At 71.6% G+C, this 15,401-nt stretch carries 8 protein-coding genes; 3 read left to right on the top strand and 5 right to left on the bottom strand.

Annotated elements, in window-relative coordinates; genetic code table 11:
• Positions 1-55: 55 nt before the first annotated feature.
• The gene (locus ACZ4EF_RS26510) at positions 56-1,054 is read left to right on the top strand and encodes a 2-hydroxyacid dehydrogenase (RefSeq protein ID WP_355349598.1); all 999 of its coding nucleotides are present in this window, start codon (positions 56-58) and stop codon (positions 1,052-1,054) included.
• 109 nt (positions 1,055-1,163) lie between these two features.
• Positions 1,164-2,189, top strand: a complete 1,026-nt coding sequence (locus ACZ4EF_RS26505; RefSeq protein WP_355349595.1) for an ATP-dependent 6-phosphofructokinase — start codon at positions 1,164-1,166, stop codon at positions 2,187-2,189.
• Positions 2,190-2,246: 57 nt separating this feature from the next.
• Here ACZ4EF_RS26505 and ACZ4EF_RS26500 read toward each other — a convergent pair whose 3' ends face one another.
• The 5 genes from ACZ4EF_RS26500 to ACZ4EF_RS26480 all read right to left on the bottom strand — a co-directional run bounded on the left by ACZ4EF_RS26500 (position 2,247) and on the right by ACZ4EF_RS26480 (position 11,670).
• The gene (locus ACZ4EF_RS26500; protein ID WP_355349592.1) at positions 2,247-3,263 is read right to left on the bottom strand and encodes a chitinase; all 1,017 of its coding nucleotides are present in this window, start codon (positions 3,261-3,263) and stop codon (positions 2,247-2,249) included.
• Between the two features lie 200 nt (positions 3,264-3,463).
• A complete protein-coding gene (gene glgB, locus ACZ4EF_RS26495; RefSeq protein WP_467506593.1) occupies positions 3,464-6,001 on the bottom strand; it encodes a 1,4-alpha-glucan branching enzyme in 2,538 nt (845 codons plus the stop codon).
• On the bottom strand, positions 5,998-7,545 hold the full coding sequence (locus ACZ4EF_RS26490; protein ID WP_467506592.1) for a maltokinase N-terminal cap-like domain-containing protein: 1,548 nt from the start codon (positions 7,543-7,545) through the stop codon (positions 5,998-6,000). Before ACZ4EF_RS26490 ends, glgB begins: the two co-directional genes overlap by 4 nt.
• A gap of 442 nt (positions 7,546-7,987) precedes the next feature.
• On the bottom strand, positions 7,988-9,688 hold the full coding sequence (treS, locus tag ACZ4EF_RS26485) for a maltose alpha-D-glucosyltransferase (RefSeq protein ID WP_355349586.1): 1,701 nt from the start codon (positions 9,686-9,688) through the stop codon (positions 7,988-7,990).
• On the bottom strand, positions 9,685-11,670 hold the full coding sequence (locus ACZ4EF_RS26480) for an alpha-1,4-glucan--maltose-1-phosphate maltosyltransferase (RefSeq protein ID WP_391044652.1): 1,986 nt from the start codon (positions 11,668-11,670) through the stop codon (positions 9,685-9,687). The genes treS and ACZ4EF_RS26480 overlap by 4 nt, the downstream gene beginning before the upstream one ends.
• Before the next feature lie 721 nt (positions 11,671-12,391).
• Between ACZ4EF_RS26480 and glgP the strand changes: the two genes are divergently transcribed.
• Positions 12,392-15,001: an alpha-glucan family phosphorylase gene (glgP, locus tag ACZ4EF_RS26475; protein ID WP_355349580.1), complete on the top strand. Its 2,610-nt coding sequence runs from the start codon at positions 12,392-12,394 to the stop codon at positions 14,999-15,001.
• Positions 15,002-15,401 lie beyond the last annotated feature (400 nt).

The following is a 15,401-nucleotide window of genomic DNA, read 5'->3' as shown; positions in this document are numbered from 1 at the left end:
GGCGCGCGGCGCGCACGTAGAGTGAGGAAGGACTCACGTAAGGAGGGCCGGTCCTGTGGACGTGTTGGCGACTGGGGTGCAGCGCGACGAGCGCCCTCTGCTGGAGGCGGCCTTCGGGGCGCGCCATCAGGTGCGGTGTCTTGAGACGTTCCTCACCAAGGACACCTTGCCGCTGGCGGCGGGGTACGAGGCCGTGTCGACGAGTGTGAACGCGGTGCTGGACGCGCCGGTGCTCGAAGCCCTGGTGCGCGGCGGCACGAAGCTGATCGCGCAGCGCTCGACGGGCTACAACAACATCGACCTGGACCACGCGGAGCGGCTGGGGATGACGGTGGCGCGCGTGGCCCGCTACTCCCCGTATTCGGTGGCGGAGTTCGCCTGGACGCTGGCCTCGGCGCTGAACCGGCGGATCGTCCGGGCCGCGAGCCGCACGCGCGACTTCGACTTCCGGCTCGACGGCCTGCTCGGCCGGGACTTCCACGGCCGTACGGTCGGCGTGGTCGGCACCGGCAAGATCGGCACCGCCTTCACCGCCATCGCCCGCGGCTACGGCATGCGGATTCTCGGCTGGGACATCGCGGTCAACCCCGCCTGCACCGAACTGGGGATGGAGTACGTCGAACTGGACCGGCTCTTCCGGGAGTCGGACCTGATCAGCCTCCATGTGCCGCTGATGCCCTCCACCCACCACCTGGTCGGCGAGCGGCGGCTGGCGCTGATGAAGGACGACGCGATCCTGATCAACTCCAGCCGCGGCGGCCTGATCGACTCCGCCGCGCTGGTCGAGACGCTGCGTGAGGGCAGGCTCGGCGGCGTCGGGCTCGACGTGTACGAGGAGGAGGCCGGGGTCTTCTTCTACGACAAGTCGCTGGAGGTGATGACGGACGACACCCTGGCCCGGCTGCTGACCTTCACGCATGTGCTGATCACCTCGCACCAGGCGTACTTCACGGTGGACGCGATCGACGAGATCGTCGCCGCCACCGTCCGCAATGTGGACGACTATGTGGCGGGCCGGATCACCGAGTGCACGCTGGTCCCGAAGTCCCCGTGACCTGGAGCCCCGCTCCGGGGTGACCAGGCGCTGTGATCCACTGGATACCGACAGCGCGTGACAGCACGCGCCACAGCAGCAGCCGACGACCGTCTGGAGAGACAGGCCCATGCGTATCGGAGTCCTCACCGCCGGCGGCGACTGCCCCGGCCTCAACGCCGTCATCCGGTCGGTCGTGCACCGCGCGCTGACCGGGTACGACGACGAGGTCATCGGCTTCGAGGACGGCTTCGTCGGCCTGCTGGAGGGCCGCTTCCGGCCGCTCGACCTCAACTCGGTGAGCGGCATCCTCGCCCGCGGCGGCACCATCCTCGGCTCGGCCCGGCTGGAGCGCGCCCGGCTGCGCGAGGCGGCGGACAACGCGGACGAGATGTGCGCCGAGTACGGCATCGACGTGCTGATCCCGATCGGCGGCGAGGGCACGCTGACCGCCGCCCGGATGCTCTCCGACGCCGGGATGCCGGTCGTGGGCGTGCCCAAGACCATCGACAACGACATCAACGGCACCGACCGCACCTTCGGCTTCGACACCGCCGTGACCGTCGCCACCGAGGCCATAGACCGGCTGAAGACCACCGCGGAGTCCCACCAGCGCGTGATGGTGGTCGAGGTGATGGGCCGGCACGCCGGGTGGATCGCCCTGGAGGCGGGCATGGCGGGCGGCGCGCACGGCATCTGCATCCCCGAACGCCCCTTCGAGCCGTCCCAGTTGGTGGCGATGGTCGAGGAACGCTTCGCGCGCGGCAAGAAATTCGCCGTCATCTGCGTCGCCGAGGGCGCCCACCCGGCCAAGGGCAGCATGGACTACGGCGTCGGCGAGATCGACAAGTACGGGCACGAGCGCTTCGCGGGCATCGGCGCCACGCTGGCCATGGAGCTGGAGGAGCGGCTGGGCAAGGAGGCCCGCCCGGTCATCCTCGGCCACGTCCAGCGCGGCGGCGTACCGACCGCGTACGACCGGGTGCTGGCCAACCGCTTCGGCTGGCACGCGGTGGAGGCCGCCCACAAGGGGGCCTTCGGTCACATGACCTCGCTCCAGGGCACGACGATCGGCCTGGTCCCGCTGGCCGACGCCGTCACCCAGCTCAAGACCGTCCCCGAGGAGCGAATGGAAGAGGCGGAGTCGGTCTTCTGACCCGCCCCTTCCTCCGCTGCCCTCGCCCGAGGCCGGCTGAGGCCGTCTGACGCGGCCTCAGCCGGTGTACGCGGCCAGGGCCTTGGTGAAGTCGTACGTGTTCTGCGTGATGCCGCTGCACGAGTCGCCCGCGGACTCGCCGGAGCCGCACTTGCGGTCCCGGTTGAGGGCCCAGAAGCTGACGCGGGCCAAGTGGTGGCCGGTCGCGTAGGACACGATCGACTTGAAGTCCGCGAGCGAGACGGTCTCGCCCGCGCTGTCGGTCTTGCCGTTCATCGAGGACAGGCCGACCTTGCGGTAGGCGGCGTCGGAGGACAGCCCGTACGCGCTGGCGACGGCGTTCTTCAGGCCGTCCACCGCCGACTTGGTGGTGGCCAGCATGTCGGTGGTGCCGCCCTGGTCGTAGTCGAAGGGCATGACGGCCCAGGCGTCGATGTTCAGCCCGGCGGCGGCGCCCTTCTTGATCAGGTCCTTGCCCGCGGAGTCGGGCCCGGTCGGCGTGGTGCCGAAGGTGACGTAGATCTTCAGGGCGCTGTTGTTCGCGCGGACCGTCTTGAGCGCGTCGACCACCCGCTGCCGCACGGTCGCGTTGCTGAACTCGCCCGCCTCGATGTCGATGTCGATCGACTTCAGCGAGTAGGCGTCGATCACCTTCTGGTACGCCCCGGCGAGCGCGGACGCCGATGTGCACTTCTGGCCCAGCTTGTTGCCGCTGTAGCCGCCGAAGGAGACGGTGACGTCACCGCCCGCGTTCCTGATCGCGTTGATCGTGGACTGGTCGGTGCCGCCGGTCAGCGCGCGGCTGCCGTCCCACTTCGGGTTGCAGCCGCCGTCGGAGAGCATGAAGGCCATCGTGAACTGCTTGATGCCGGTCGCCGACATCACCGACGTGGCCGAGGGCGGGTTGCCCCAGCCCAGGTAGAGATAGGGCGCCGAGATGCCGCTGGGCAGCGCGGTCGCCGCCGCGTGGGCGGAACCGGCCGCCGTGCCGAGGCCGAGCGCGAGGGCGGCGGTCAGCCCGGTGGCGGCGGCGAGGGCGGTCCTGCGGAGGCGGGGGGTTGCGGAGGACGACATGGGGGGACACTCCTTGCCTGAGCGGGGAGTCGAGCTTCCGGAAGGGCCCGGAAAGGCGTTGCCGGAACGGTAGTAGCGCTGGCGTGTCCGCAACAAGGGTTTTGGTTAGGAAACTTTCCTGTCCTGCTGATGGGGTGCAAACGGCCCCCGCGGGCCGGGCCGTCGCCCGGCCCGCGGGGGCCGTGTTCGTCATGCGGTGGCTACGCCGGGCGCAGCCAGAGGGTCGCCAGCGGGGGAAGGGTCAGCGAGATGCTGTGGGGCTGGCCGTTCCAGGGCGTCGGCTCGCTCTTGACGGGCTCGGCGACCACGACGCCGCTGCCGCCGTAACGGGCCTCGTCGGTGTTCAGCACCTGCTTCCAGACGACGTCGGGGGAGCCGAGGCGGTAGTTCTCGCGGACGACGGGGGAGAAGTTGCTGACGCACAGCAGCGGGTCACCCGCCTCGTCGTAGCGGAGGAAGGAGAAGGTGTTGTCCTCCACCGCGCCGCCGTCGATCCAGGTGAAACCGCTGGGGTCGGTGTCGAGCTGCCACAGCGCGGGCGCGGCCGTGTACGCCGCGTTCAGGTCGCGGACCAGGTCGCGTACGCCCTTGTGGTCGGCCGCGGCCGGGTAACTCTCGTCCAGCAGCCACCAGTCGGGGCCGTTCTCGTGCGACCACTCGGCGCCCTGCGCGAACTCCTGCCCCATGAAGAGCAGTTGCTTGCCGGGGTGGGCCCACATGAAGCCCAGGTACGCCCGTACGGTGGCCCGCTGCTGCCACCAGTCGCCGGGCATCTTCGCCACCAACGAGCCCTTGCCGTGCACCACTTCGTCGTGCGAGATGGGCAGCACGTAGTTCTCCGAGTACGCGTACACCATGGAGAACGTCATCTCGTTGTGGTGGTACTTGCGGTGCACCGGCTCGTGCGAGACGTAGTCCAGCGAGTCGTGCATCCAGCCCATGTTCCACTTCAGGCCGAAGCCGAGGCCGCCGAAGCCGGCCGGGCCGACCAGGTGGGTGGGCCGGGTGACCCCGTCCCAGGCCGTCGACTCCTCGGCGATGGTGACGGTGCCGGGACAGCGCCGGTAGACGGTCGCGTTCATCTCCTGGAGGAACGCCACCGCGTCCAGATTCTCCCGGCCGCCGTACGCGTTGGGCAGCCAGTCGCCGCCCTCGCGGGAGTAGTCGAGGTAGAGCATCGAGGCCACCGCGTCCACCCGCAGCCCGTCGATGTGGAACTCCTCGCACCAGTACACGGCGTTCGCCACCAGGAAGTTGCGCACCTCGGTACGGCCGAAGTCGAACTCCAGGGTGCCCCAGTCCGGGTGTTCCGCCCGGCGCGGGTCGGCGGGCTCGTACAGCGGCGCGCCGTCGAACCGGGCCAGCGCCCAGTCGTCCTTGGGGAAGTGCGCGGGCACCCAGTCCATGATCACGCCGATCCCGGCCGCGTGCAGGGCGTCCACCAGGTACCGGAAGTCGTCGGGCGAGCCGAGCCGCGAGGTCGGCGCGTAGTACGACGTCACCTGGTAGCCCCAGGAACCGCCGAAGGGGTGCTCGGCGACCGGCATCAACTCCACGTGCGTGAAGCCGAGTTCCTTCACGTACGCGGGCAACTGCTCGGCCAGCTCACGGTAGGTCAGCCCCGGCCGCCACGAGGCCAGGTGCAGTTCGTAGACCGAGAACGGCGCCCGGTGCACCGGGAGTTCGCCCCTGCGGGCCATCCACTCCTGGTCGGCCCACTCGTACGCCGACTCCGTGACGACCGACGCGGTCGCGGGCGGCACCTCGGTGGCCCGCGCCATCGGGTCGGCCTTCATCCCGCGCGAGCCGTCGGGCCGGGTGATCTCGTACTTGTACGCCGTCCCGCTGCCGACGCCCGGCACGAACAGCTCCCACACCCCGGTCGCGCCCAGCGAGCGCATCGGGAAGCCGGTGCCGTCCCAGTAGTTGAACTCCCCGGCCACGCGCACCCCGCGCGCGTTCGGCGCCCACACCGCGAAGCGCGTACCGGTCACGCCGCCGTGCGTCATCGGCCGGGAGCCCAGCGCCTTCCACAGCTCCTCGTGCCGCCCCTCCCCGATCAGATGCAGGTCCAGCTCCCCGAGGGACGGCAGGAAGCGGTACGGGTCCTCCACGATGTGCTCGCCGTCGTCGTACGTGACGGCCAGCCGGTACTCCGGCACGTCGGTGCGGGGCAGCACCGCGGAGAAGAGGCCGTCGGCCTCGTCGGTGAGGTCGAACCGCTCGCCGTCCACGACGGCCGCCACCGCCCGTGCGAACGGCCGCAGCGCCCTGATCCGGACGCCGCCGTCCACCGGGTGCGCCCCCAGCACTCCGTGCGGGTCGTGATGCGCGCCGTCCAGCAGCCGCCGGCGGTCGTCGCCGACCAGGCTTCCGGGTTCCGGCCCGGAGGAGGGCTCGGGGTCGGCCCCGGACCTCCCGCCGGTGGTGGGCTGCTCGCGCTCACGCGGCGGCAGCCGCACGTCGGACTCGGCCCCGCGCCCCTGAGGGGCGCTCTCGGCGAGCCGGCCGGTCGCGGCCGGGCCCGCGCCGGGCACCGTGACCGCCGGGGCCACAGGACCCGCGCCCGGCACCGGGGCGGCCGGTACCGCCGGGGCGTCAGACGAGGGGGCAGGCGGGGTCGTATCCGCGAGCGGGGCCGGTCCCGGAGCCGTGCCGGAGGCGGCCGGGTGGGGGGTGCCGCGGTCGTAGCCGCGCGCCTGGGCCTCGGGGAGGAAACGGTCGTCGGGGCGTGTCACGGGCTGGACTCCTCAGAAGGGGCGGCGTCAGAAGGGGCGGCGGCCAGGCGGGCCAGGGCGGAGAGCGGGATGGGGAGCCAGGCGGGGCGGTGCCGCGCCTCGTACCGGGCCTCGTAGACCGCCTTGTCGGTCTCGAAGGCCCGTATCAGCACGGGCTGTTCGCGCGGGTCCACCCCGGACACGGCGGCGTACCCGGCGCAGAAGGCGTCCCGGTGGCGGGCGGCCCAGGGACCGTTGCCGCTGTGGTGGGCGGCGTAGTCGAAGGACCGCAGCATGCCCGCCACGTCCTGGACCGGCGGCGCCGCCCGGCGCCGTTCGGCCAGCGGCCGGGCAGGCTCGCCCTCGAAGTCGATCAGCACCCACTCGCCGTCCGGACCGCGCAGCGCCTGCCCCAGGTGCAGGTCGCCGTGGATCCGCTGGGCGGTCACCGCGTTGCCGGGGGCCGCGCCGAGCCGCGCGAGGTCGTCGAAGGCCGAGCGCAGCGCCGCGACGTGCGGCCGTACGGCCGGGACCTCCTTCGCGGTCTCGTCCAGCCGCCGGGTCATCGCCGAGGCGATACGTTCCAGCGCTGGGCCGTCCAGGGTACGGACCGGCAGCGCGTCGGCCAGAGCGCCGTGCACCTCGGCCGTGGCGCGGCCGAGCGCCGCCGCCTCGCCGGTGAAGTCGCCGTCCTCGGCGACCGAGGCCAGGGCCAGGGCCCAGCCGTCGGACGAGCCGGGCAGGAAGCGCTGGAGCACACCGAGCGTGGTCGGCTCCGTCGTGCCCGCCGCCGCGCCCTGCGGGCCCATGACGCCCTCCGGCGGCAGCGCCTCGAACCAGGCGACCGGCTCCGCGACCCGCCGCGAGCCCTTGTGGGCCAGCGCGAGCGACAGCTCCAGGTCCGGGTTGGTGCCGGGGGAGACGCGGCGGAACAGCTTGAGGATGTAGGCGTCCCCGTACACGACCGAGGTGTTGGACTGCTCGGCGGTGGAGACGCGCGGGGTCAGCCCCGGCGGGAACTCCTCCTGCGGCTCGACGCTGAATCGCAGCCGCCCGGTGGTGCCGGGCGCGCGGAGCCGTTCGAGCAGCAGCGCGGCCAGCCGGGGGTCGTGCGGCGCGTCGTAGAGCGTCAGGCCGTCGTACGGGCCGCCGACGGCCGGGCCGAGCGCGGCCCGTACCAGCGCCGACGGCAGCAGCGGGTGCGCGCCGAGCAGCAGTTGGTAGCAGTCGGCGGGGCGGCCGGGCTGCTCGACGTCCACCAGGACGTGCAGCAGCCCCAGCGGGCCGAGCCGGCCGCCGGGAGGCATCAGCTCGGTGGCCGCGGCCAGCCGGAAGCCGCCGATGGGCAGGCCCTTGCCGGCGAACCAGCGCTGTTTGGGCAGCCAGGAGCGCAGCAGCGGTTCGAGCGACCGCAGCAGGCCGGGCGCCAGCGGCCGCCCGGCGACGGGCGGCACACCGCTCGCGGACGGCACGTCCGGGCCGGTCGGCGAAGCGGCGGCCGAGGCCGCGGCCGAGGCGGCGGCCGGGGCGGATGAGGAAGCCGCGGCCGAGCGCGCGTCCGTCACGGGGCGTGACCCCGACACGGATGGTGAACTCGATGGTGAATTCGATACGGACGGTGAGGTGGATCCGGATGGTGAGGTGGGTACGGAAGGAGCACGGGTCCAGGAGCGGTCCGACATGACGTCCTTTCCCCGGGGAGTCGCGCACCCGGCCGCTTCGACGCGCGGCGGGGGCGCCAGCCTCCCGGATGACGGGTTCGGGCTGTCCGGCGACACGGGGAGCCTGCCCCGGGCGGGTGACAGGAAACCGCCGTACGGCCCGCCCGCGTGACGATCATGTGTCAGCGAGCCGACGTACGACGGAATGCGCCCCGCGGGTGCTGCTGGGGTACTCCGGATACTGCCAGGGGTCCGGGATGCCCGCTACTCGGAGCGGGGGCCGGCCGCGGGGGCGGTGTGCCACCCGCGTCGGCTGCGGGGGGCCGGTCGCTCCGGCCCCCCGCCGTCACACCTGCTCGCGGCGGAGCCGGAACCAGTAGAAGCCGTGGCCCGCGAGGGTGAGCAGGTACGGCAGTTGACCGATCGCGGGGAAGCGCACCCCGCCGATCAGCTCCACCGGGTGCCGCCCGGCGAAGCTCCGCAGATCCAGCTCGGTGGGCTGGGCGAACCGCGAGAAGTTGTTCACGCACAGCACGAGGTCGTCGCCGGACTCGCGCAGGAACGCCAGCACGGCCGGGTTGCTCGACGGCAGCTCGGTGTAGGAACCGAGCCCGAAGGCACGGTTCTGCTTGCGGATCTCGATCATCCGCCGCGTCCAGTGCAGCAGCGAGCTGGGTGAGCTCATCTGCGCCTCGACATTGGTGACCTGGTACCCGTAGACCGGGTCCATGATCGTGGGCAGGTAGAGCCGTCCGGGGTCGCTGGACGAGAAGCCCGCGTTGCGGTCGGGGGTCCACTGCATCGGCGTACGGACCGCGTCCCGGTCACCGAGCCAGATGTTGTCGCCCATGCCGATCTCGTCGCCGTAGTACAGGATCGGGGATCCCGGCAGGGAGAGCAGCAGCGCGGTGAACAGCTCGATCTGGTTGCGGTCGTTGTCCAGCAGCGGTGCCAGCCGCCTGCGGATGCCGATGTTGGCGCGCATCCGCGGGTCCTTGGCGTACTCCGCGTACATGTAGTCGCGTTCCTCGTCGGTCACCATTTCGAGGGTCAGCTCGTCGTGGTTCCGCAGGAAGATGCCCCACTGGCAACTCGCCGGGATGGCGGGAGTCTTCGCCAGGATTTCCGACACCGGGTAGCGCGATTCCCGCCTGACCGCCATGAAGATGCGCGGCATGACGGGGAAGTGGAACGCCATATGGCATTCGTCGCCGCCCTTGCGGAAGTCGCCGAAGTAGTCGACGACGTCCTCGGGCCACTGATTGGCCTCGGCCAGCAGCACGGTGTCGGGGTAGTGCGCGTCGATCTCGGAGCGCACCTTCTTCAGGAACTGGTGGGTACGCGGCAGGTTCTCGCAGTTGGTGCCCTCCTCCTGGAAGAGATAGGGCACCGCGTCCAGCCGGAAACCGTCGATCCCGAGGTCGAGCCAGAAGCGCAGCGCGGCCAGGATCTCCTCCTGCACCCGCGGGTTCTCGTAGTTGAGATCCGGCTGGTGGGAGAAGAACCGGTGCCAGTAGTACTGCTTGCGCACCGGGTCGAACGTCCAGTTCGAGGTCTCGGTGTCGACGAAGATGATGCGGGCGCCGTCGTACTGCTTGTCGTCGTCCGCCCAGGTGTAGAAGTCCCCGTACGGTCCCTCCGGGTCGCTGCGAGACTGCTGGAACCACTCGTGCTGGTCGCTCGTGTGGTTCATGACGAAGTCGATGATCACGCGCATGCCGCGCTGGTGCGCGGCGTCCACGAATTCCACGAAGTCCGCCAGGTCGCCGAATTCCGGCAGCACGGCCGTGTAGTCGGCCACGTCGTATCCGCCGTCCCGCAGCGGTGACGCGAAGAACGGCGGCAACCAGAGGCAGTCCACGCCGAGCCACTGGAGATAGTCCAGCTTGGCGGTGATGCCTTTCAGGTCGCCTACGCCGTCTCCGTTGCTGTCCTGGAAGGACCGGACGAGGACTTCGTAGAACACCGCCCGTTTGAACCAGTCGGGATCACGGTCCTTGGCCGGTGTGTCCTCGAAGGTGTCAGGGACGGGTTCGTTGACGATCAACTGAGTGACCCTCCGATCGAAGGAGACGGTCGCAGCGACAGGACATGCGCGGGCGCGCGGCCCGGCTCAAGGCGCACATAGTTGTCTCTGCCCCAGTGGTAGGTGTCCCCGGTGAGCTCGTCGCGCACCGGGTATGACTCGTGCCAGGAGAGCCCGAGTGCCGGCATGTTCAACGAGACGGTGGCCTCCTGGGTGTGGAACGGGTCCAGGTTGACGACCACCAGTACGACATCGTCGTCGCGGCGCTTGGAGTAGGCCAGTACCGCGCTGTTGTCCACTGGGTGAAATGTGATGTCCCGTAGCTGCTGGAGCGCCGGGTGACGGCGGCGCAGCCGGTTGAGCGTGGTGATCAGCGGGGCGAGCGAGCGGCCCTCGGCCTCGGCCGCCGCCCAGTCCCGCGGCCGGAGTTCGTACTTCTCCGAGTGCAGGTACTCCTCACTGCCGGGCTTGGCAGGGGTGCCCTCACACAGTTCGAAGCCCGCGTAGACGCCCCAGGTGGGCGAGAGCGTCGCGGCGAGCACCGCCCGCGCCTCGAAGGCCGGACGGCCGCCGTGCTGGAGGAAGGCGTGCAGGATGTCGGGGGTGTTCACGAAGAAGTTGGGCCGCATCCACGCTGCCGCCTCCCCGCTCAACTCCCGCATGTAGTCGGTCAGTTCGCTCTTGTCGTTACGCCAGGTGAAGTACGTGTACGACTGCTGGAAACCGATCTGGCCGAGGGTGGCCATCATCGCGGGACGGGTGAACGCCTCCGCCAGGAAGATCACGTCCGGGTCGGTGCGGTTGATGTCCGCGATGACCTTCTCCCAGAACACCACCGGCTTGGTGTGCGGATTGTCCACCCGGAAGATCCGCACCCCGTGCGCCATCCAGTGCCGCAGCACCCGCAGGGTCTCCCTGACGATGCCCGCGAAGTCCTCGTCGAAGGCGATCGGGTAGATGTCCTGGTACTTCTTCGGCGGATTCTCCGCGTACGCGATCGTGCCGTCCGCGCGGTGCGCGAACCACTCCGGGTGCTTGGCCACCCACGGGTGGTCGGGCGAGCACTGGAGCGCGAAGTCCAGCGCCACCTCCATCCGCAGCTCGCGGGCCCGCTCCACGAAGTGGTCGAAGTCCGCCAGGGTGCCCAGGTCCGGGTGGACGGCGTCGTGCCCGCCCTCGGGGGAGCCGATCGCCCACGGCGAGCCGACGTCGTCGGGGCCGGGCGTCAGGCTGTTGTTCGGGCCCTTGCGGAAAGCTGTGCCGATCGGGTGAATGGGCGGCAGATAGACCACGTCGAAACCCATCGCGGCCACCGCGGGCAGCCGCTCGGCCGCGGTACGGAAGGTGCCCGAGCGCGGCGGGGCGCCCTCTTCGAGCACCGCCCCCTCCGAGCGGGGGAACAGCTCGTACCAGGACCCGTACAGCGCCCGCTCCCGCTCCACGTGCAGCGGCAGCGGCCGGGAGGCGCTGACCAGCTCGCGCAGCGGATACCGGTCGAGTGCGCCGACCACGTCGTCCGCCAGCGCCGCCGCGTGCCGGGCGGCGGGGGTGCGCGAGGCGTCCCGCAACGCGTCCACCGCGGCCAGCACGCCCGCCCTGCCGTCGCTCTTGGGCACCCCCGCCGCCGCCCGCTCGTGCAGCAGCGCGCCCTCGGCCAGCACCAGTTCGGTGTCGATCCCGGCGGGGATCTTGATGCCCGCCGCGTGCCGCCAGGTCGCCACCGGGTCGGACCAGGCCTCCACGCAGTACGTCCAGCGCCCCTCGGCCGTCGGGGTGACGCGCGCGCCCCACCGGTCCGTGCCGGGCTCCAGCTCGCGCATCGGCGTCCACGGCCCCGACCTGCCGGTCGGGTCCCGCAGCACCACGTTCGCGGCCACCGCGTCGTGCCCCTCCCGGAACACGGTGGCGGTCACCTCGAAGGTCTCTCCTGCCACCGCCTTCGCCGGGCGGCGGCCACAGTCCACCAACGGACGGACATCGACGACGGGAATACGACCGATCATTGCCTCACCTGACAGCGCTGTGGATGGGACGGCGGAGATGGGGGGCGCCGGACAGCGGCCCACGGCGGCGGCGAGCAGCGTCGCGACGGGCCGCTCCCTCGCGGGCCCCCGCTCTTTTTAGCTGTTCCGGGCAGTGCGGGCTTGCCTGCATGGCCGCTCCAGTCCGCGTTCACTCGTGTGGAGGTGATAGGTGACGATCCGGGACGATTGCTGCCATGACTGTGGTGCCGTACGTGTGGTGCCGTGGGACCTGACGGTGCGTTGTGACGCTGTGTGGTGCAGTCTCGTGCTCCGCGCGAAGCCCCGCAATCGGAGCCTGCCCACGCTCCGCGAGACGAAAGCACCTCACCGAAGCGTTTCGGGAGCGCGTCACGAATGCTCAATCCGCCACCCCCGACCTGCCCCTGACGCCATTGTGGGGCCGACCACGGGCGCGCCTGACACGCGCCCCCGAGAGCGCCCCCGCGCACGCCCCCACCGTACGCGAAGCACCCGACACGCCCGCGTACGGCCGTACCCTCACGTCACCCGGAACCCACAGGGCGACGGCGGTCACGCGCCGGGCCGGTGACCCCCGGCCGGGCCCGTACGACCTGCCCCGCCCACCGGCGTGATCCGCACTGCGACCGGTCGCTTCCGTGAGCCGCCGTTCGCGCGTTTGAACCACCGGATCGTGGACACTGGCCGCAGGCCCCCCGCCATCGGGTCTACGGTCGAATACGTGAAGGCAATCCGTCGATTCACCGTGCGCACCGTCCTGCCGGAACCTCTGCGCCCGCTCGGGGAGCTGGCCCAGAACCTACGCTGGTCATGGCACCCGGAGACCCGGGAGCTGTTCCAGAGCGTCGACCCCGTGGGCTGGCGGGCCGCCCAAGGCGACCCCGTGCGGCTGCTCGGCGCCGTGTCCAAGGAGCGGCTCGCCGCGCTCGCCGGGGACCGGCGCTTTCTGCGCCGCCTGGCCGCCGCGGCGGAGGAACTGGCCGACTACACCAGCAACCCCCGCTGGTATCAGGAACAGAGCGACCTGCCCGCAGCCATCGCCTACTTCTCACCCGAATTCGGCATCACCGCCGCGCTGCCGCAGTATTCCGGCGGCCTCGGCATCCTCGCCGGCGACCACCTGAAGGCCGCGAGCGACCTCGGCGCCCCGATCATCGGCGTCGGCCTGCTCTACCGGCACGGCTACTTCCGCCAGACCCTCTCCCGCGAGGGCTGGCAGCAGGAGCAGTACCCCGTCCTCGACCCCAACGAACTGCCCGTCACCCTGCTCCGCGAGACGAACGGCGCCCCCGCCGAGGTCTCCCTCGTCCTGCCCGGCGGCCGATCGCTGCGCGCCCAGATCTGGAAGGCCCAGGTCGGACGCGTCCCGCTGCTGCTCCTCGACTCCGACGTCGAGGCCAACGAACCCGCCGAGCGCGACGTCACCGACCGGCTCTACGGCGGCGGCAGCGAGCACCGGCTGCTCCAGGAGATGCTGCTGGGCATCGGCGGCGTCCGCGCCGTCCGCGCCTACTGCCGGATCACCGGCCACGCCGAACCCGAGGTGTTCCACACCAACGAGGGCCACGCCGGTTTCCTCGGCCTGGAGCGCATCCGTGAACTGGCCCTCGAAGGGCTCGACTTCGACGCGGCGCTGGAGGCCGTACGGGCCGGGACGGTGTTCACCACGCACACCCCCGTCCCCGCGGGCATCGACCGCTTCGACCGCGAACTGGTCGGCCGCCACCTCGGCGACGGCGGCGAGCTGCCCGGCGTCGACATAGGCCGCGTCCTCGAACTGGGCATGGAGACCTACCCCGGGGGCGACCCTAACCTGTTCAACATGGCGGTGATGGGTCTGCGGCTGGCCCAGCGCGCCAACGGCGTCTCCACCCTGCACGGCTCCGTCAGCCGCGAGATGTTCGCCGGGCTCTGGCCGGGCTTCGACCCGGAGGACGTGCCGATCACGTCCATCACCAACGGCGTGCACGCGCCCACCTGGGTCGCCCCCGAGGTGTTCCGGCTCGGCGCCCGGCAGATCGGCACCCAGCGCGCCGAGGACGCCCTGATGGTCGGCGGCGCCGACCGCTGGGAGGCCATCGCCGACATCCCCGACGCCGCCGTCTGGGAACTCCGCCGTGAACTGCGCGAACAGCTCGTGGAGGACGTACGGCGCCGGGTCCGCGAGTCCTGGCGGCAGCGCGGCGCGGGAGAGGCAGAACTGGGCTGGACCGACAGCGTCCTCGACCCCGACGTGCTCACCATCGGCTTCGCGCGCCGGGTCCCGTCGTACAAGCGGCTCACCCTCATGCTGCGCGACCAGGACCGGCTGATGGACCTGCTGCTGCACGCCGAGCGGCCGATCCAGATCGTGGTCGCGGGCAAGGCGCACCCGGCCGACGACAGCGGCAAGCGGCTGGTCCAGGAGCTGGTCAGGTTCACCGACGACCCCCGGGTCAGGCACCGCATCGTCTTCCTGCCGGACTACGACATGCGGATGGCGCGGCTGCTCTACCCCGGCTGCGACGTCTGGCTCAACAATCCGCTGCGCCCGCTGGAGGCCTGCGGCACCTCGGGGATGAAGGCCGCGCTCAACGGCTGCCTCAACCTGTCGGTGCTCGACGGCTGGTGGGACGAGTGGTTCGACGGCGACAACGGCTGGGCGATCCCCACCGCCGACGGCGTCGTCGACGAGGACCGCCGCGACGAGCTGGAGGCCGCCGCGCTCTACGACCTGCTGGAGAAGCAGGTCGCGCCGCGCTTCTACGACCAGGGCGCGCAGGGCCTGCCCGGCCGCTGGATCGAGATGGTCCGGCACACCCTCACCACCCTCGGCCCGAAGGTGGTGGCCGGCCGGATGGTCCAGGACTACGTCCGCACGCTGTACGCGCCCGCCGCCCGTTCGCACCGCGCCGTACACGGGGAGGAGGCCGGGGCGCTGGCCGCCTGGAAGCGGCGGGTACGGCAGCAGTGGCCGCGGGTCTCGGTCCAGCACGTGGAGACCGGCTCGGTCGGCGGCACACCGGAGCTGGGCTCCACGCTCACCCTCCGGGTGGAGGTCGCCCTCGGCGAGCTGGACCCGACGGACGTCGACGTCCAGCTCCTGTCCGGCCGGGTCGACGCGGCCGACCGGCTCGCCGATCCCACCGTCGCCTCGCTCAAGCCCACCTCCCGCACCGACAGCGCGGGGCGCTACCACTACGAAGGGCCTCTCACCCTCGACCGCACCGGCCCCTTCGGCTACACCGTCCGCGTCCTCCCCACCCACCCCCACCTGGCCACTCCCGCCGAGCTCGGCCTGATGGCCATCCCCCCGGAAACGGAGGGCATGACCGCCGGCCTCCTCCGCTAACCGCCCTCCGACCGGGGTCCGCCTCCCCAGCGGGGCTGGCCTCCGGCCGGGTGCTTGCCTCCGGCGTGGGGTTGGCCTTCCGGCCGAGGGCCTGCCTCCGGCGTGGGGTCGGCCTTCCGGCCTGGGCTTCGCCTGGTGCCTCCGGCCTGCCCAGCTCGTGCGGTGCAGGGGGCGGAGGTTTCGGGTCGCCGATTCGGCCTGCGGCCGGGGGCTGTTTCGGAGCTGCCCGCCGGCCTAGGCGGTGCGGCGGAGAGGGGGAAGCGGGGAACACCCGAGGGGCGGGGGGGGGGTTTTTGTGCGTGGGGGGGGGGGGGGGGCCCGCGGCCCGTACCGGGGCCAGCGGCCAAACAACCGGGGGTACCGCGGGTCTCACCGCCCAGCACTCCCCCACAAAAGAAGG

Source organism: Streptomyces sp. NPDC025721 (assembly GCF_055558595.1).
The sequence above is the reverse complement of the archived record's forward strand: the minus strand, read 5'-3'. Positions and strand labels throughout refer to the sequence as shown.

Coding starts and splice junctions, on each gene's coding strand:
- ACZ4EF_RS26500 (WP_355349592.1), bottom strand. CDS start 3,263: ATGTCGTCCTCCGCAACCCCCCGCCTCCGCAGGACCGCCCTCGCCGCC.
- ACZ4EF_RS26505 (WP_355349595.1), top strand. CDS start 1,164: ATGCGTATCGGAGTCCTCACCGCCGGCGGCGACTGCCCCGGCCTCAAC.
- ACZ4EF_RS26480 (WP_391044652.1), bottom strand. CDS start 11,670: ATGATCGGTCGTATTCCCGTCGTCGATGTCCGTCCGTTGGTGGACTGT.